The sequence below is a fragment of the Niallia yueguangensis genome, assembly GCF_052663115.1.
Genome location: NZ_JBQTCX010000040.1, coordinates 1 through 19178, shown reverse-complemented (window position 1 = coordinate 19178; position 19178 = coordinate 1). Strand labels below are relative to the sequence as shown.

Here is a 19178-nt window from a genome sequence, read left to right as displayed (position 1 = left end):
CCATATATTTTTATTCCGCAGTAGCTCAGTGGTAGAGCATTCGGCTGTTAACCGAACGGTCGTAGGTTCGAGTCCTACCTGCGGAGCCATTTATTTTTATGGGGAAGTACTCAAGAGGCTGAAGAGGCGCCCCTGCTAAGGGTGTAGGTCGTGTAAGCGGCGCGAGGGTTCAAATCCCTCCTTCTCCGCCATTCAAATAATATATTGGCCCATTGGTCAAGCGGTTAAGACACCGCCCTTTCACGGCGGTAACACGGGTTCGAATCCCGTATGGGTCATATAAAAAAAGCTATTAGCAAAATGCTAATGGCTTTTTCGTTTTGGAAAAGTAAAAAAATATCTGTGGATAACTTTATTCGGTTTCTAGCCCGTTGATGCTTTCTACTGCTTTTCCGTTCGTTGTTACTGTATAAAAAGTAAAACCATCTGCTTTTTCAGTAAATTAGTGTATGTTCCATTTCAAAATCAGTGTAATGAGGATATGCAACAAAGCTTTTCTCATGCTGCACCCCTACTTTCCTATGTATATGAGTCCTATAGAAGGTTTTGGAAAAAGTATGGGAACCATAGCGGTCGAAATCTTCGTTACGTTTGCCCTTCAGTCCTCACTTAACAAACTACCTACGCTCCGAATTGCTTTAACTACAGTACCTGAACCTTCACCGCTCTGATTATCCTCATTTTTAACCAATTTTTTGTCTTAAAATGATTAAAAGTGCATATATGTTTTATATAGAGTACAATTTGATTTACCATCTAATTATTCAATTTATTTTTAAGGCTTTGTTAAACTTGCCTGTTGATTTCCGTTCCAGGCGTTCGCTTTCCGCGGGCGGTCCGGGAGCCTCCTCGGCGCTGTGCGCCTGTGGGGTCTCCCTCTGACTCGCTTTTCCCGCAGGAGTCTCACACCTGGAACGAAGATCAACATAGTGCCAAAATCAACAATGAGCTTTAACATAGCCATTTTTAAAGGTAAGGCATTATTGTAAGACGTGTGTCTAGCTTTGATTTAAAGGAACTAGCTCTTTTTTTCTTATAATCTTTCTTGTTTAAGATTTTCTTCTAGTTTAACTTCCGTTGTTATTACTTTCTGGTCAGAATTATTTAAGTAAATTGTAGAAATTATTCCTGATTTGGGCCTCTAAATAAGTCTTAAGCTGCTTCAAAAAAGGACTAATTTCTTCTTTAGTTTGTTCTAATAAGATAAGAAAGTATAAAATTTCGAACCTAGTTTAGTGTCTTGCTCCGACGTACAGGATGTACAAGTGCCGGCGTTGCCACAGGCTCGCAGGATGCGAGTCAATCGACGTTGCCACAGGACGTGGCGTACTTAGTCGATTTTCCTCTGTGCGTATTTAGCCGGCCGGCGCCTAGCCCCTGTGAAAGATAACCTCTTGTCTCTAAAAGTAAAGAGCACTTTTTGAGCCAAGAGAACATTTTTCTTCGGGGCTGAGCAAGGCTCCTGTGCTTTTCTTATAAGATCTTCTTCTGTCTTACTCATGTGTTTCCACCTTTCTTTATTAATCAAAATTATATCTGAAGTTAGATAACTGTCTAGTTAAACGTACAGGACGTTGTGTAATTAATCGACTTACCTCTATTGCGATTTTAATAATCGGCTAGTCCGTACAACAATGACCAAGGGACTTGCACTTACTTAATAGTCACTTAATTTGTACTTTAAAAATATGTTAAGAATTCATTTAGTGGATTTAATAGGATTAAACATAAAAAGTTTATTATTATCATAAAATTTAAAAAAACAAAAAAGGATTTTTTTCATTTTTGCTAGAATATTAGTTTCAATGATATTTTTTTATTTTTTCTGAAAATAAGCGTTTTCATTTTGGTTATTTCGCTTAATATGTAGGAAAAGAAATAAATATTTGTCCAGTAGGTGTTGCATTATTAATTGAAATATTTGAACTAGAAAGTAGGATGCAAGTGAAAACAGTATACCCAACTGAATTTCAGCTACATTTATTTCATGAAGGGAATTTATTCGAAAGCTATAAATTGTTGGGGTCTCATGTTTATCAACAAAATGAAGGGGCTTGCACAACTTTTTGTGTATGGGCGCCACATGCACAATCTGTTCATTTGGTTGGAGATTTTAATGATTGGAAAGCAGAAAAATATTCTCTTGAGCGAATAAATAACGAAGGAATATGGCTAATAAAAATTGATATGGATCTATCAGGAGCATTGTATAAATATGAAATAACTGCTTCGGATGGAAGAAAGTTTCTAAAATCAGATCCTTATGCATTTTATTCAGAAGTTAGACCAAACACTGCATCAATTGTTTACACTTTGGAAGGGTATAAGTGGAAGGACTCAAAATGGAAACAAAAAAAAGCAAAGAAAAATAGTTTCAATGAGCCAATGGCAATTTATGAAGTTCATTTAGGCTCTTGGCGATTACATGAAGACGGCACGCTAAATTCTTATCGGGAATTAGCAGAAGAACTAATTCCTTATTGTTTAGAACAAGGATTTACTCATCTAGAGATATTGCCATTAGTCGAACATCCTCTTGATATTTCATGGGGATATCAAGGAACAGGTTATTATTCTGCGACTAGCAGATTTGGTGAGCCGATGGATTTGATGTATTTTATCGATCAGTGTCATCAATATGGACTTGGAGTTATTCTTGATTGGGTCCCAGGACATTTTTGCAAGGATGCACATGGACTTTATCAATTTGATGGTACCAATCAATTTGATTATGAAAACCGAAAAGACAGGGAAAATATTGTATGGGGGACTGCTAATTTTGATTTAGGGAAGATGGAAGTACATAGCTTTCTTATTTCAAATGCTGTCTTTTGGATGGAATATTTTCATGTTGATGGATTTAGGGTTGATGCAGTATCTAATATTATTTATTGGCCAAATTCGAATAATAGTGTCAATCCTTATGGAATTGATTTTTTAAAAAAATTAAATCGAACAGTAAGCCAATATGATCCAACCATTTTAATGTTTGCGGAAGACTCTACCGATTGGCCACAAGTAACAGCACCAGTACATTATGGTGGGATAGGCTTTCATTATAAATGGAACATGGGATGGATGAATGACCTATTATCCTATATGGAAACAGGATCCGAAAATCGATGCTTTGTTCATGATAAGATAACATTTTCCTTGCATTATGCTTTTTCAGAGAATTTTGTATTGCCACTCTCTCATGATGAAGTAGTTCACGGGAAAAAATCACTTCTTAATAAGATGCCTGGCAACTATTGGCAGAAGTTTGCACAATTCAGACTGCTGATGGGTTTTATGATTACGCATCCCGGGAAAAAATTATTATTTATGGGAGCAGAATTTGCTCAATTCGCTGAATGGAAGGATAAAGAGCAGCTTGATTGGATGCTCTATGATTATGACATGCACAAAAAAGCAAATGAATATATAAAGGAACTATTAAGAATTTATAAACGTTCAAAACCACTCTTTCAACTGGATCATTTATTTGAAGGTTTTGAATGGATCGATGTTAATAATAAGGACCAATCTATTTTCTCCTTCATACGTAAAGGAACAAAGGATGAAGATTTTCTCATTGTTATTTGCAATTTTACGTATCAAACATATGAAAATTATTTAGTTGGTGTGCCAAAGGATGGAAGCTACCGCGAAGTATTAAATAGCGATGCTGATCAGTTTGGGGGAGCCAATTATATAAATAAAAAAATGATAAAGGCACATTCTACTTCGTTTCATGGGAAACCATTTTCTGTTCAATTAACAATACCAGCTTTTAGTATGATCATTTTACGACCAGTACAACATCGGAAGGAGAGAAAGGGGAATGGGAAAGAAAAGATGCGTCGCCATGCTATTAGCAGGAGGGAAGGGGAGTAGATTATTTTCTTTAACAAAAAGCTTAGCAAAACCAGCTATACCTTTTGGAGGGAAATATCGAATCATTGATTTTACCCTTAGCAATTGCTCCAATTCAGGAATTGAAACAGTGGGTGTGTTAACACAATACCAGCCACTTGTGTTAAACTCTTACATCGGAATTGGGAGTGCCTGGGATTTGGATCGTGTAAATGGTGGTGTGACTGTTTTACCACCTTATAGTGCATCATCGGAAGTAAAATGGTATACAGGAACTGCTAGTGCCATCTATCAAAATGAAAATTATTTAAATCAGTATGATCCGGATTATGTATTAATCCTATCAGGTGACCATATTTATAAAATGAATTATGAATTAATGTTAGAGTATCATATCAACAAACAGGCAGACGCATCTATTTCAGTAATAGAAGTCCCATGGAACGAAGCAAGCCGATTTGGCATCATGAATACGAATAAAGAGATGGATATTGTTGAATTTGAAGAAAAACCTGCAACTCCCAAAAATAATTTAGCATCAATGGGTATTTATATTTTTAAGTGGACTGTTTTACAGGAATTATTGGAAGAAGATAATGCAAATAAACATTCTTCCCATGATTTTGGCAAAGATATCATCCCATTACTCATTAAAAAACAGAAAAAAGTAGTTGCTTACCCTTTTAAAGGATATTGGAAAGATGTAGGGACTGTTCAGAGTTTATGGGAAGCAAATATGGACTTATTAAATGAAAAAAGCGAATTGGATATTTACGATTACAACTGGAGAATATATACAGTAAATCCTAACCATCCCCCACAATATATTTCCAGTGAAGCGATTGTGAAAGAATCTATGATAAATGAAGGATGTACAATTAGTGGAGAAATTGAACAATCAATCGTATTTCAAGGGGTTAATGTTGGAAAGGGAACAATCATTCGCAGTTCTGTCATAATGCCAGATGCTAAAGTTGGTGAGAATGTCTATATTGAAAAAGCAATCGTCCCTTCTAACATAAGAATACCAGATGGAATGATCATTAAACCAAATAAAAAGACAGACGAAGTGGTTTTAGTTACAGAAGAAATGGTTAATGAGTTGAGTTCCTAACAAACTTAGACAGGAGGGGATTATGTTGTTAAAAACAATGCTAGGGGTTATTGACGCAACTACGTATCACGATGACTTAGACGAATTAATTGCACATCGTTCATTGGCTGCATTACCAATTGGAGGAAGATACAGGTTAATTGATTTCGTTTTATCCAATATGGTGAATTCAGGGATGGGGAGTATTGCTATTTTTCCTAAGTATCAATATCGTTCACTTATGGATCATTTAGGTTCAGGGAAAAATTGGGATTTGGACAGGAAAAGAGATGGTTTATTTTTCTTTCCCGCATCTATTACTGACGGCACAAGCAAAGGAATTGGATCATTTAATCATTTTGCAGCAAATATTGATTATTTTTTTAGAAGCAAACAAGAATATGCGTTAGTTGCGAATTGTTTTACTGTTTTTAATATGGATTTTAGTCCTGTCCTAGAGCGGCATCTTCAGTCAGGATGCGATATAACGGAGATAAGACATAGTGGAAAATCGATAGATATGTATTTAATTAAAAAAACATTATTAATAGATCTGATTCAGACACGAGATGTAACAGGCTACACTTGCATGAAAGATGTATTACTTGATATGAATCATCATTATAAATTATGTGATTACGAATATAGCGGCTATGCCGAAAAAATAGATTCAATTTCTACTTATTATCGAGTAAGTATGGAGATTTTAAATCCAACTATATGGAGTCAGTTGTTCAAAAAAGAGAGTCCAATCTTTACAAAAGTTAAGGATGAGCCGCCTACACGCTATACAAATACAGGAAAAGTAAAAAACTCGATGATTGCAAATGGCTGCATTATTGAAGGAGAAGCAGAAAATAGTGTGATTGCCAGGGCAGTTAAGATTGGCAAAGGTTCTGTATTAAAAAACTGTATTATTATGCAAAAATGCACAATCGGAGAAAATTGTATGCTTGATTCTGTGATATTAGATAAAGATGTGAAAGTAGAAAGTGGAGCCGTGATGACAGGTTCTATTAATTCCCCTTTTGTTGTTAGAAAAGGGACAGTGCAAGGGGCGTTGATGAATTCGTGAAAGTATTATTTGCAGTATCAGAGTGTGTACCTTTTATTAAGTCAGGGGGACTGGCAGATGTTGCTGGTTCTCTTCCAACAGAATTAAAAAAACAGGGAACAGAAGTTATTGTGATGATGCCGAAATATGGGGATATTTCGAAAGAATTTTTAGGACAAATAAAAAGAAAAGGCCATTTTCATGTCCAGGTTGGATGGAGATATCAATATTGTGGCATTGAAGAGCTCCAATTTGAAGGTATCACCTTTTATTTTATCGACAACGAATATTATTTTAAACGTCCAGGTCTTTACGGATACTTTGATGATGGGGAACGTTTTTCCTTTTTTAATCGCGCTGTTTTGGAAAGCTTAGTACATCTACGTGAATATCCTGATATTATTCATTGCCATGATTGGCATACAGCAATGATTCCTTTTTTATTAAAGACTGATTATCAGTGGAAAAGTGAGTATCGTTCAATCAAAACGATTTTTACTATACATAATCTGCAGTTCCAAGGGATTATGCCGAAAAGTGTCTTAGAGGATTTATTAAACGTAAGTGACGAATATTTTACGATGGAAAACCTGGAGTTCTACGGAAATGTAAACTTTATGAAAGCAGCACTTGTTTCAGCTGATAAAATAACAACTGTTAGTCCAACTTATAAAAGAGAAATACAAACAGATTATTATGGGGAAAAGCTTAACCATTTATTAGTAAAAAGGAAAAATGATTTATACGGAATAATAAATGGGATTGATGAAAAAACGTATAATCCGGAAACAGATGATGTGATCATACAAAAATATTCACACTCTTCGATAGAAGATAAGGTAAAAAACAAACAATTTATCCAACAAAAATTCGGTTTAAAAGAAGATGACAACATTCCAATTATTTGTATGATTACAAGACTGACAAAACAAAAAGGCTTAGAGCTTGTCAGACATGTATTCCATGAATTCATGCAAGAAGATATTCAATTTATCGTTTTAGGTACAGGAGATCCGGAGTTTGAACAATTTTTTAGAGAAATGGAGAATCAATATCGAGAAAAGTGTAGAGCCTATATTGGATTTGATGAGAGCTTAGCCCATCAATTATATGCTGGTGCAGACTTATTTCTTATGCCATCTAAGTTTGAACCATGTGGGTTAGGGCAATTAATTGCTTTAAAATATGGGAATATCCCGATTGTAAGAGAAACCGGCGGCTTAAATGACACTGTATTTTCTTATAACAGCAATACTGGGGAAGGCAATGGATTTAGTTTCACTAACTTTAATGCCCACGATATGTTATATACGATTCGCAGGGCATTGCGTTATTATCATGAAAAAGATGTTTGGGCAAACATTATGAAAAAAGCGATAATAATGGATAATAGCTGGGCCCGATCTGCATTCAAGTATAATCAGCTATATGCAGAGCTTGTCTCTAGGAGTGAAACGCATGTTTACTAATAAAGAGATATTCAAAGCGTATTTTTTGCAAAAGCTTGAGATGATATACGGAAAGCCATTTAAAGACAGCACAAGCAGTGACCATTTTCATACATTGGGGCATATGATTCGGGAATATGTAAGTTCTAATTGGATTCATACAAATGAACGCTATCGAAGGGATAAAGAAAAACAAGTTTATTATTTATCGATTGAATTTTTATTAGGCAGATTGTTATATCATAATTTAATGAATCTTGGCATTGATAAAGTAGTAGATGAAGGGTTTGCCGATTTAGGAATAAACTTGCATGATGTGGAAGAAATAGAATGTGACCCTGGATTAGGAAACGGAGGGTTGGGCAGACTAGCAGCTTGTTTTTTAGATTCTCTTGCGACATTAAATTTGCCAGGACATGGTTTTGGCATCCGCTATAAGTATGGGTTATTTGAACAACGTATTGTTGATGGCTACCAAATAGAACTTCCAGAACAATGGTTAAAGCATGGAGAAGTATGGGAAGTTAGAAGAGAAGACTTGGCAGTGGATATTCCGTTTTGGGGACTAATCGATATGTATGAACAAGACGGCAAATTACAGTTTCGGCATTTAAATGCTGAAACTGTAACCGCTGTTCCGCATGATATTCCTGTAATCGGATATGATACGACTACTGTTAATACATTAAGGCTTTGGAATGCGGAGCCGACTTCCTTGCTTGTTAAAGATGTGAAAGACATCATGAAATATAAACGAGAAACGGAATTAATTTCAGAGTTTTTATATCCTGATGATGCCAATGATGAAGGCAAGATTCTTCGTCTTAAGCAGCAGTATTTTTTAGTATCTGCCAGCTTGCAGTCGATAGTGAGAAATTATAAACAGCAGAATAAAGATATAAAGGAATTACATCAACATATTAGTATCCATATTAATGATACACATCCCGTTCTTGCTATTCCAGAGTTGCTAAGAATATTGCTCGATAAGGAAGGGCTAAGCTGGGAGGAAGCATGGGAAATAACGAAAAACACTTTTTCGTATACGAACCATACAACTTTGTCAGAGGCATTAGAAAAGTGGCCTATTTATTTATTTCAACCACTGCTGCCTCGTATTTATTTGATTGTTGATGAGATTAATGAGCGTTTCTGTAAAGATTTATGGGAACAATATCCAGGAGATTTACACCGGATTGAGTCGATGGCAATTATTGCTCACGGGATGGTGAAAATGGCTCATTTGGCAATAGTGGGAAGCTACAGTGTAAATGGAGTAGCAGAAATTCATACAGAGATCTTGAAAAAAAGAGAAATGAATCAGTTTTATCAATACTTTCCTGAAAAGTTTAATAATAAAACAAATGGGATAACACATAGAAGATGGTTGATAAAAGCAAATCCAAAGCTTGCACAATTAATATCCGAAACGATTGGATCCGATTGGTTGAAGGAGCCGATGCAATTAAATAATTTGCTTTTGTATGAAAAAGATAATAGTTTTTTACAAAAACTAGCAGCGATTAAGCAAGAAAATAAATATTCTCTTGCTAAAATCATTCAAGAGAAAAATGGAATTATGGTGGATCCTTATTCTATTTTTGATGTGCAAGTAAAAAGATTGCATGCCTATAAACGACAATTATTAAATGTATTGCATATTATGCATTTGTATAATCTGTTAAAAGCAAATCCAGGGCTAGATATGACACCAAGAACCTTTATCTTTGGTGCAAAAGCTTCGCCTGGATATTATTATGCAAAAAAAATTATCAAATTAATCAATACGGTAGCAGATAAAATAAACAATGATAAGGATATACAAGATAAGTTAAAAGTTGTGTTTTTAGAAAATTATCGTGTTTCCTTGGCAGAGCATATTTTTCCTGCGGCAGATGTGAGTGAACAAATTTCTACAGCAAGTAAGGAAGCTTCTGGTACTGGGAATATGAAATTTATGATGAATGGTGCATTAACAGTGGGTACACTAGATGGAGCAAATATTGAGATGAAGGATTTTGTTGGGGATGACAATATTTTTATATTTGGCATGAATGCAGATCAAGTTTTGGATTTATATCAAAATGGTGGGTATAGATCTACCGAATATTATCATCATGATAAACGAATTCAAGAAGTGGTGAATCAATTGAAAAATGGATTTTTTGAATATGAATCGAATGAATTTGATCCCATTTTTGATTCGCTTTTAATTGAAAATGATCAATATTTTGTTCTGAAAGATTTTCATTCTTATGCGAAAATACACCATGTTGTAGATACGACGTATAAAAACCAACCGAAATGGTTGCATATGTGTATTGTTAATATTGCAAAATCTGGTTATTTTTCCAGTGATCGTACGATTAAAGAATATGCAGATTATATTTGGAAAATAAAACCTATGTTTTAATAAAAGTAAACTCAAAGGGAATAGTCAGTTTAATCCATTGGAAACATTTTTTGCTTCAATCATTCCCTTTGAGTGTTTTACTAATTATTGATCATCCTCTTCATAACCGTCCCTTTTGTGATAAGGAACATCTCCAAATGGTGCTTCTATTTGTTCATCATCAAGCATCTGTTCGTACTTTTCATGCAGTTTACTTGGATAAACTGTACGATTTTTCCCTTCTATATCGGTGGCAACAAACGTTTCATAATCCTCTGTAAAACCTTCATCATTGGAATCACGGTCATACAAGCTGCCGTAATCTTCGAAATCTCCTCTTAAGTCGGAAGGTGTTTCCGAAGTGCCGTATCTTGCCACCTCTTGAAAGCTATCTTCATAATCACGAACCGCACCAGTATCATAATGTCGGAATTCATTTCCATGTGCAGGTTCTAGTACATCTTCTTCAACTGGTCTGTCCTGAGCAACAGATTGTTCAGAACTGTATTCTTTCAGTGTTAATGCAGTAGGTATCGCTTCAAGGCGTTCATAGGGAATTTCTTTTCCTGAAACTTTACAAATACCGTAGGAGCCATCTTTTATTGCGGCAAGCGCTTCATTAATTTTATTTAATTCTGATTGATCATGCTCTTCCAAAGCAAAATCTTTTTCCCGTTCATATAGTTCTGTTCCCATATCTGCAGGATGGTTATCATAATTGGAAAGTTCGCCTACAGATTCTCGTGCATTATTCTCATCTACATAACGATCTATTCGATTGGTAATCTCCGATTTTTGATTTTCTAATTCTTTTTTTAAGGTTGTTAATTGTTCTTTTGTTAACAAAATGACCACATCCTTATCAGAAACTTAGCTAGTACTTGTAGTATGAGCGATTATAATAAAAATAATCCAATCATCAAACTATTATTAAATTTCCTCATAAAGTTTTCTTCAATACTAAATAAGAATAAGTCGTAAATAAAAGGGGTTTCGAGCAATTCGAAGCTCATAATAAACATGTATTACAAGAAAAAAATTAATAAAAGCGGAACATTGACATAATATTAGTCACAGGTGTATCTTAAAATAAGTCAAAAAGATGAACAAATAAGCAAAAATAAGATAAAAGATAGGAAGAAACGTCATAATTTTTTGGCTCGTTTTAGGGGGATTTACAAACAGAATGAAATCTAAACAATTAATAAATGTAAATAATAAGATACATGCCAGTTCTTCTATTTTAGTTAGCAATGTAATGAAGATAGAAAAAAAAATCGACTATCTTCCTTTTTTTGCAGAAAATGCTTCTTTTAAAGGAAATCGGTTTTTTTGGAAAGATCCGTTATCAGAAAATGTTCTAATTGGATTAGGCTGTTGCAAAGAAATCCTTCTAAATCAACAGAATAACCTTTATTCGTCTATAGAAGAAGAATGGATGGAACTATTAAAAAACAGCCAAATTTATAATGAATATAACGATTCTGGTGTAGGACCTACTTTATTTGGAGGATTTACCTTTGATCCACAAAAACCAAAAACGAAGCTTTGGGACCATTATGCAGATGCCCATTTTTTTGTTCCATCCTTTATGTTAAGTGAAATAAATGGAACGCAATATATAACAACCAATATGCTGTTTGAGAATTTAGAAGCTGTTTCTCTTCATGAAGTAAAGGCAAAAACAACTTCCTTGCTTAAGAAGACAAGAAAACAATCTTCCCAGAAAAATAAAAATTATTTAGTTAAATCGGTGGAAATAGATGGAAAACAGTGGAAAAAAACAGTAGATAATGTAGTGAATGATTTAAATACTACGTTAAAAAAGGTTGTTTTAGCAAGAGAATGCAGACTTGTTTTTGAACAGGACATTAAAACAGAAGCTGTGTTAGAGAATTTATTAAAACAGCAAGAAAATAGCTATATATTTGCCCTTGAGTCAGAAGATAATTGTTTTATCGGAGCTTCTCCAGAAAGATTGGTCAAAAAAATAAATAATGAAGTATTTTCTACATGTTTAGCAGGTTCTATAACAAGAGAGAAAAGTAAGGAAAGGGATCAACAGTTAGGAGAACAACTCTTGCATGATCGTAAAAACAGAATAGAACATCAATATGTAGTAAATATGATAAAGTCTGCAATGGAAGAAGTTTGTAAAGCAATCGAAATTCCATCCCATCCGCATTTACTGAAAATGAGAGATATTCAACATCTTTATACTCCAGTTAAGGGAATCTTAAAGGAATCAGAATCACTTCTCTCTTTAATTCAACTTCTTCATCCAACACCTGCTTTAGGTGGATATCCTAAAAATAAGGCGATAGAAAAAATAAGAGAAGAAGAGCTTTTAGATCGTGGATTATATGGTGCGCCTCTCGGTTGGCTTAATTATAATGGAGATGGTGAATTTGCTGTAAGTATTCGTTCCGGATTAATTCAAAAAAATGAAGCTTCTATTTTTGCAGGCTGTGGAATTGTGGCGAGTTCGGATGCGGAATCTGAATATAAAGAAACAACTATTAAATTCAAACCAATGCTATCAGCTTTAGGAGGGGATAGATAATGAATCAACAACAACATTTAACTGCCTATATTTATGCTTTTGTTAATGAGTTAGTGCATAATGGCATTGAAAACGTCGTCATTAGTCCAGGATCCCGGTCTACTCCTATTGCCATGGTCATGGCGGAACAAAAGCAGTTAAAGATACATGTTCATGTTGATGAAAGGGCGGCTGCTTTTTTTGCTTTAGGGATGGCAAAAGCAAGCAAAAAACCAACTGTCTTAGTATGTACATCGGGAACGGCAGCAGCTAATTATTTTCCGGCCATTATTGAAGCGACAATTTCGAGGATTCCTTTACTAGTGCTAACAGCAGACCGTCCACATGAATTAAGGGATGTAGGTGCACCACAAGCCATTAATCAAATTGAATTATATGGCGGTAAAGTAAAATGGTTTATGGAAATGTCTCCTCCAATTGGTACGAAAGAGATGCTTCGTTATGTGAAAACAGTTAGCGCTCGAGCTGTTTCTACTGCACTTCAAGAACCAAAAGGACCAGTGCACTTAAATTTACCATTTCGAGAACCACTCATTCCAGACTTGGAAAATTTGCAAACGTATCAATCAGAAAAGGATCACGAGAAATATATACATATAGAAACAGGCGAATTAACCATTTCAGAGGATTATTTTCAATATTTAGCCAAGCGGTTAAGTAATTATGCAAATGGGATTATTATTTGTGGTGAAATAGATAAAGAAGATTTTTCTTCATCAATTATACAGTTGGCAAAAACATTAAAATTCCCTATTTTAGCAGATCCTTTATCCCAATTAAGAACAGGTGAAGAAGATTTAGAATATATCATTGATACATATGATACATTTTTACGCAATGAAACTGTCCAAAAAACTTTAAAGCCAGATATCGTTATTCGTTTTGGCAGCATGCCTGTTTCGAAAGCTTTGACACTTTTTTTGAAAGAACAAAACGAGATAGAACAGCTTGTTATTGATGGTGGTGCTGGATTTCGGGATCCGAATCAGCTTACATCTGAAATGATTTATTGTGATGAAGTCCTATTTTGCCAAAAATTAATTCCTTATCTGAAAAAATGCTCAATAAATCACGAATTTGTTTCTTGGCAAAATATAAATAAAGTAACTAAAAAAGCATTAATGCAAATAAAAAATAAAGCTGAAATGAGTGAAGCAAAGTTATTTTCCTTATTAGGAGAGCTGCTGCCAGAAAATGCTGCCTTGTTTGTCGGTAATAGTATGCCGATCAGAGATTTAGATACTTTTTTTCATACTCAACTTAAAAAAATAACTATTTATGCAAACAGAGGAGCAAATGGAATTGATGGGACGGTTTCCACTGCCCTTGGTGTAGGTGCAGTAAAACAGCCTTTATTTTTGGTATTAGGAGACTTAACTTTTTTCCATGATGCAAATGGATTAATTGCTGCAAAACAATTTGATATTCCGGTAACAATATTTTTAATCAATAATAATGGGGGCGGAATTTTTTCTTTTCTCCCACAAGCTAACCATAAAAAGCATTTTGAAGCATTATTTGGTACACCGTTAGATTTGGATTTTAAACATTTAATCACTATGTATAAAGGGCAATACGAACTAATTGAAAAATGGTCGCAATTAGAAGAATTACTTCAAAAAACGACAGATTCACCTAAATTACGAGTTTTTGAAATAAGAACAAATAGAACGGAAAATGTAGAAGAACATCGTAAATTAATAAAAAATGTTTCCCAGGAAATAGATTTCTATATTAAAGGTGAAAATGGATGAAGATTGTTGTCGATGACGTTTCTTATTATGTCGAAATTTGTGGAAAGGGGACTCCACTATTATTATTACACGGTTTTACCGGGGATAGCCGCACTTGGCACCCCTTTATTCCTATGTGGGAAAAGAATTTTCAGTTAATCATGATTGACATTATTGGCCACGGAAAAACAGATGCTCCATTAGAAGAAAGTAAATATGATATTCTGACTGCAGCGAAGCATTTACATGAGATTTTACAAGTGCTGCAAATTAATAACATTAGTTTATTAGGCTATTCAATGGGTGGTCGACTCGCTTTAACTTTTGTTTTAACTTATCCTAATTTTGTGAAAAAATTGATTCTTGAAAGTGCTTCGCCTGGCTTAAAAACAGAGGAACAACGAAGAGAAAGAAGAATACAGGACAATAAACTAGGTAAGTATATATTAGAAGCGGGAATGGAGAGGTTTGTTGGCAAATGGGAAAATATTCCGTTGTTTAGTAGTCAAAAAAACTTAAACAAAGAGCAGCATGATAAAATAAGGCAACAGCGTCTTCAAAATAATGCGCTTGGTCTCAATCTTAGTTTAATAGGGATGGGAACGGGATCGCAGCCATCTTGGTGGGATCATTTACAAGAAATAAAGAGCGAAACCTTATTACTAACTGGTGAATATGATAAAAAGTTTTGTTTGATTGCGGAAGAGATGGCAACGAGAAATAATAAAATCAATTGGAAAATGATAAAAGAAGCAGGTCATGCAATTCATGTGGAGAAACCTAAAATTTTTGGTACAATAGTAGATGGGTTTTTAGCGAATCAAGAATGAATGGAAGTACGAAGGAGGAAAAAGAATGACAGTTGAATGGGTAGCGGTACGTCAGTATGAAGAAATAATATATGAAACATATAACGGTATTGCAAAGATTACAATTAACAGACCACATGTACATAATGCTTTTACACCAAAAACAGTAAATGAATTGATCGATGCATTTGCAAGAGCACGTGATGATAGCGATGTAGGAGTTATCGTATTAACCGGTGCCGGAGACAAAGCATTTTGTTCAGGAGGAGATCAAAAAGTTAGAGGGCATGGAGGATATGTAGGAGACGATCAAATTCCCCGTCTAAATGTGCTTGACTTACAGCGCCTAATTCGTGTAATCCCAAAACCAGTCATTGCGATGGTTAAAGGATATGCAATCGGCGGTGGACATGTTCTTCATATTGTTTGTGATTTAACTATTGCTGCTGACAATGCTGTATTTGGACAAACAGGTCCAAATGTAGGAAGCTTTGACGCTGGATATGGTTCAGGTTACTTGGCTCGTATTGTTGGACATAAAAAGGCAAGGGAAATTTGGTTTTTATGCAGACAATACAATGCGCAAGAAGCGTTAGACATGGGCTTAGTAAATACGGTAGTTCCGTTAGAAAAGGTAGAAGAAGAAACGATTAAGTGGTGTGAAGAAATATTGGAAAAAAGCCCAACAGCTTTACGTTTCTTAAAAGCAGCATTTAATGCAGATACAGATGGATTAGCGGGTATTCAACAATTCGCTGGCGATGCGACACTTTTATACTACACAACAGATGAAGCAAAAGAAGGCAGAGATTCATTTAAAGAAAAACGCAAGCCAGATTTTGGACAATTCCCTCGTTTTCCATGATGAAGAATAGTATAAAGTGTAATAATGCGTGTTCAAAAAGGAGGACAATCAGGGCGGAGAAGGTTGAGGAACGACGTAACGAAGAGATTCGACAGCAATGGTTCCCAGACTTTTTGAACAACCTCTAATAATTAATAATAATAGGGTGACTTTGATAATGTGTCAGCGCTTAGAAAGTATTGTATTAAAATACTTGAAAAAAGTGTTAGATCATAAACTTAGTCACCCTGTTTATTTAGAAAAGGTGAGAAAATTGACTGCAGATAGTATACCTAACTTTCTGAAAAATAGAGCAAACTTAACGCCAAATAGAGAAGCGATTGTTTATAAAGATGAGCGGTTAACATTTCAGGAGCTTTATAAAAAAGCTTATTTTATGGCAGGAGTTTTAACGGCTAATGGTGTAAAAGAGAAAGATTATATTGGCTTTTTAGTAAAAAATGATCTGCAAACTGTTATTACATTATTATCTCTTCATATTATTGGTGCAAAAGCAGTTCTTTTAAATAATCGCTTAACTTCAGATGAATTAATATTTCAATTAAAAGACGCACAAGCTACTTTCCTCTTGACTGAAAAAACTTTCGTACAAACCATTCAACAAATAAAAGAAGAATTGCCATTATGCATCATACATAAAGAAGATATTTCTTCTTATACATTCGAACAACCAGTGGAAAAAAAAGAAGTATCTTTGCAAGAAACATGTACGATTATGTACACATCTGGAACAACAGGATTTCCAAAAGGGGTTATCCAAAGTTATGGGAATCATTGGTGGAGTGCTGTCGGCAGCGCATTAAATCTTGGATTGCACGAAAAAGATGTCTGGTTGTGTGCATTGCCGCTTTTTCATATTAGTGGATATTCCATTTTAATGAGAAGTTTAGTATATGGCATAAAAATAGTACTTCATGATCATTTCTCGATTGAAAAAGTGATTGATGATATAGACAAAGAGAAAGTGACGATGATGTCTGTTGTAACAACGATGTTAAAGAAATTAGAAAGTGCCGTAGACGGCATGTTTCCTTCCTATTTTCGATGTATGCTTTTAGGGGGTGGGCCAGCTTCTATTGATATCATAAAAAACTGTCTCCATAAAGGGATACCCGTCTACTATTCCTATGGGATGACCGAAACTTCCTCTCAAATCGTTACACTGCCACCTGAAGATAGTGTCAGGAAAGTTGGGTCAGCAGGCAAGCCGCTTTTTCCATCCCAAATTAAAATAGTAAATGAAACCGGAGAAGAGGTTTCAGAAAATACAGCGGGAGAAATTATTGTCCATGGACCGAATGTTTCTAAAGGTTACTTAAATAAAGGACCGAACACTGTTAATGGCTGGTTTCATACAGGAGATATTGGGTATAAAGATTCGGAAGGTTTTCTGTACGTACTGGATAGACGATCTGATTTAATTATTTCTGGAGGAGAAAATATATATCCAGCTGAAATAGAAGGGATGCTAACATCAATAGACGGCGTATTGGATGCAGGTGTAATAGGGGAAGACGACGAAAAATGGGGACAAGTACCGATCGCTTTTGTTGTAAAAGATAATAATAGGTTAGCTATAACAGAGGAAATGATTCATTCCTTCTGTGCAAAAAAGCTTGCAAAATATAAAATACCAAAAAAGATACTATTTATTGAAAAAATACCGAGAAATGCAGCGAAAAAAATACTTCGTAGAGAATTAAGAACGCATTTAGGGCAAAATAAATAGTAAAGAAGCATTTAAATACTTATCAAGTAAGGCTGTTTTCTCAAAAGTTTGTTGCATTTTTATGTGAAAAAACGGGAGAAGCAGTACTTAGCAGACTGAATACACGTAGACTCCTGTGGGAATACGAGAAAGACGAGACTTAAGCAGAGCGTATGCGACGAGGAGGCTCGACGCTCGCTAAACGGACGAAGTGTATTCAGGCTGCGAGTTTAAAAGCAACAAATTATACGAAAACAGCCTTAAGTAAAAAGGGTTAATTTATTGTTCGGAGGTATGTATGGACTTATACAAAGGTTCTTTATATTGGCCTACTACTGTAAAAGAAGTACTGGATTACCCAACATTATCGGAAAATATCACATGTGATGTTCTTATAATTGGTGGGGGGATGTCAGGAGCTCTATGCTCTTATGTATTATCTGAAGAATTATTAGATGTTGTTCTGGTAGATAAACGAAAAGTAGCGCATGGCAGCACTTCTGCCAATACAGGATTGCTTCAATATTGTAATGATATTATGCTTCATGAATTTGTGGAAAGGATAGGAGAAGAGCAAGCAGTACGCTTTTATCGATTATGTTTTGAAGCAATAAAAAACCTACAATCAGTTGCAGAGGCGTTAAAAAAAGATGTTCAATTTAAAGCAAGAAAAAGTCTTTATTATGCTAGTAATCAAAATGATGTAACAAAATTAAAAAAAGAGTATGACATGTTAAAAAAGCATGGTTTTCGAGTTGAGTATTTAGAAGAAAAGGAAATAGAAAAGATTTATGGATTCAAAAAACCGGCAGCGCTCATTTCGGAAGGAGATGCAGAAGTTAATCCACAAATGTTTGTGACAGAACTAATACAGGAAGCATACAGGAGAAATGTAAAAGTTTACGAGCATACAGAAGTAACAGAGGCAGGTTTTGAAAATGGATATTGGAAATTTGTTAGTGAAAAAGGAATGATCTTTGCGAAAAAGGTTATTTATTCAACAGGTTATGAAGAGATTTTATTTGCAAAGAAAAAAGGAGGCGAATTAAATAGAACCTATACAATCGTGACCTCTCCTGTTCCTTCTTTTCGATGCTGGGAGGACCAATGTCTTATTTGGGAGACGAAAAGACCATATTTCTACATGCGGACAACGTTTGATGGAAGAATTATTGCTGGGGGATTGGATGAAAAACCAATCGAAGCACCTTCTGATCCAAAAGTGCTTTCGAAATATGGTGAAAAACTTTTAAAAATGGTTTTAGAGCATTTTCCAAATGAGAAAATTAATGCAGATTATGTATATGGCGCCACATTTGGTGAATCGGCAGATGGAATGCCATTTATAGGAGAACATCCAGACAAAAAAAATATTTACTATAATTTAGGCTATGGTGGGAATGGTGCTATATATAATATGTTCGGTGCAACTATTTTAAAAGAGCTTATGCTAAACGGATATCATCCTGATGCTGATTTAACCCGCTTAGATAGATAAAAAAGAAGCTGTTCCATTTTAGATTGCCCTCCAAAGAAATTGAATTGGCAAAGATGGAACAGCTTTTTTTGAAAGATAAGAAGATAAAATTTCGAACCTAGTTTAGTGTCTAGCTCCGACGCCTAGCCCCTGTGAAAGATAACCTCTTGTCTCTAAAAGT

The 19178-nt window shown here is 34.9% G+C and carries 12 protein-coding genes and 3 tRNA genes; 14 read left to right on the top strand and 1 reads right to left on the bottom strand.

The window, feature by feature from the left end; all coding sequences use genetic code 11:
- The first annotated feature begins 14 nt into the window (after window positions 1–14).
- The 8 genes from ACTYA4_RS21635 (at window position 15) to ACTYA4_RS21600 (ending at window position 9863) form a co-directional block, all read left to right on the top strand.
- A tRNA-Asn gene (locus ACTYA4_RS21635) sits at window positions 15–89 on the top strand.
- 11 nt (window positions 90–100) lie between these two features.
- A tRNA-Ser gene (locus tag ACTYA4_RS21630) sits at window positions 101–191 on the top strand.
- A gap of 15 nt (window positions 192–206) precedes the next feature.
- Window positions 207–278, top strand: a tRNA-Glu gene (locus tag ACTYA4_RS21625).
- A 1660-nt stretch (window positions 279–1938) separates the two neighbouring features.
- Window positions 1939–3876, top strand: a complete 1938-nt coding sequence (glgB, locus tag ACTYA4_RS21620; RefSeq protein WP_443483569.1) for a 1,4-alpha-glucan branching enzyme — start codon at window positions 1939–1941, stop codon at window positions 3874–3876.
- The gene (locus ACTYA4_RS21615; RefSeq protein WP_443483570.1) at window positions 3824–4969 is read left to right on the top strand and encodes a glucose-1-phosphate adenylyltransferase; all 1146 of its coding nucleotides are present in this window, start codon (window positions 3824–3826) and stop codon (window positions 4967–4969) included. The genes glgB and ACTYA4_RS21615 overlap by 53 nt, the downstream gene beginning before the upstream one ends.
- A gap of 25 nt (window positions 4970–4994) precedes the next feature.
- Window positions 4995–6023 carry a GlgC family sugar phosphate nucleotidyltransferase gene (locus tag ACTYA4_RS21610; RefSeq protein WP_443483579.1) on the top strand — a complete coding sequence of 343 codons (1029 nt, stop codon included), beginning with the start codon at window positions 4995–4997 and terminating at the stop codon, window positions 6021–6023.
- Window positions 6020–7471, top strand: coding sequence for a glycogen synthase GlgA (gene glgA / locus ACTYA4_RS21605; RefSeq protein ID WP_443483571.1), 1452 nt, complete (start codon window positions 6020–6022; stop codon window positions 7469–7471). The genes ACTYA4_RS21610 and glgA overlap by 4 nt, the downstream gene beginning before the upstream one ends.
- Window positions 7461–9863, top strand: a complete 2403-nt coding sequence (locus tag ACTYA4_RS21600; RefSeq protein WP_443483572.1) for a glycogen/starch/alpha-glucan phosphorylase — start codon at window positions 7461–7463, stop codon at window positions 9861–9863. Before glgA ends, ACTYA4_RS21600 begins: the two co-directional genes overlap by 11 nt.
- 84 nt (window positions 9864–9947) lie before the next feature.
- Here ACTYA4_RS21600 and ACTYA4_RS21595 read toward each other — a convergent pair whose 3' ends face one another.
- Entirely contained in the window at window positions 9948–10688 is a 741-nt protein-coding gene (locus ACTYA4_RS21595; protein WP_443483573.1) for a TraR/DksA C4-type zinc finger protein, read from the bottom strand.
- 340 nt (window positions 10689–11028) lie between these two features.
- Between ACTYA4_RS21595 and ACTYA4_RS21590 the strand changes: the two genes are divergently transcribed.
- From ACTYA4_RS21590 to ACTYA4_RS21565, 6 genes are all read left to right on the top strand, one after another.
- Window positions 11029–12405 (top strand): isochorismate synthase, encoded by a 1377-nt coding sequence (locus ACTYA4_RS21590; protein WP_443483574.1) that lies wholly within the window; start codon window positions 11029–11031, stop codon window positions 12403–12405.
- Complete coding sequence (gene menD / locus ACTYA4_RS21585; RefSeq protein WP_443483575.1) at window positions 12405–14159, top strand: 2-succinyl-5-enolpyruvyl-6-hydroxy-3-cyclohexene-1-carboxylic-acid synthase; 1755 nt, start codon at window positions 12405–12407, stop codon at window positions 14157–14159. Before ACTYA4_RS21590 ends, menD begins: the two co-directional genes overlap by 1 nt.
- On the top strand, window positions 14156–14968 hold the full coding sequence (gene menH, locus ACTYA4_RS21580) for a 2-succinyl-6-hydroxy-2,4-cyclohexadiene-1-carboxylate synthase (RefSeq protein ID WP_443483576.1): 813 nt from the start codon (window positions 14156–14158) through the stop codon (window positions 14966–14968). Before menD ends, menH begins: the two co-directional genes overlap by 4 nt.
- Before the next feature lie 25 nt (window positions 14969–14993).
- Window positions 14994–15812: a 1,4-dihydroxy-2-naphthoyl-CoA synthase gene (gene menB / locus ACTYA4_RS21575; RefSeq protein WP_443483577.1), complete on the top strand. Its 819-nt coding sequence runs from the start codon at window positions 14994–14996 to the stop codon at window positions 15810–15812.
- 253 nt (window positions 15813–16065) lie between these two features.
- Window positions 16066–17541, top strand: coding sequence for an o-succinylbenzoate--CoA ligase (locus ACTYA4_RS21570; protein WP_443483580.1), 1476 nt, complete (start codon window positions 16066–16068; stop codon window positions 17539–17541).
- Window positions 17542–17818: 277 nt separating this feature from the next.
- Complete coding sequence (locus tag ACTYA4_RS21565; RefSeq protein WP_443483578.1) at window positions 17819–19018, top strand: NAD(P)/FAD-dependent oxidoreductase; 1200 nt, start codon at window positions 17819–17821, stop codon at window positions 19016–19018.
- Window positions 19019–19178 lie beyond the last annotated feature (160 nt).

Coding starts and splice junctions, on each gene's coding strand:
- glgB (WP_443483569.1), top strand. CDS start 1,939: ATGCAAGTGAAAACAGTATACCCAACTGAATTTCAGCTACATTTATTT.
- ACTYA4_RS21615 (WP_443483570.1), top strand. CDS start 3,824: ATGGGAAAGAAAAGATGCGTCGCCATGCTATTAGCAGGAGGGAAGGGG.
- ACTYA4_RS21600 (WP_443483572.1), top strand. CDS start 7,461: ATGTTTACTAATAAAGAGATATTCAAAGCGTATTTTTTGCAAAAGCTT.
- ACTYA4_RS21590 (WP_443483574.1), top strand. CDS start 11,029: ATGAAATCTAAACAATTAATAAATGTAAATAATAAGATACATGCCAGT.
- menD (WP_443483575.1), top strand. CDS start 12,405: ATGAATCAACAACAACATTTAACTGCCTATATTTATGCTTTTGTTAAT.
- menH (WP_443483576.1), top strand. CDS start 14,156: ATGAAGATTGTTGTCGATGACGTTTCTTATTATGTCGAAATTTGTGGA.
- menB (WP_443483577.1), top strand. CDS start 14,994: ATGACAGTTGAATGGGTAGCGGTACGTCAGTATGAAGAAATAATATAT.
- ACTYA4_RS21565 (WP_443483578.1), top strand. CDS start 17,819: ATGGACTTATACAAAGGTTCTTTATATTGGCCTACTACTGTAAAAGAA.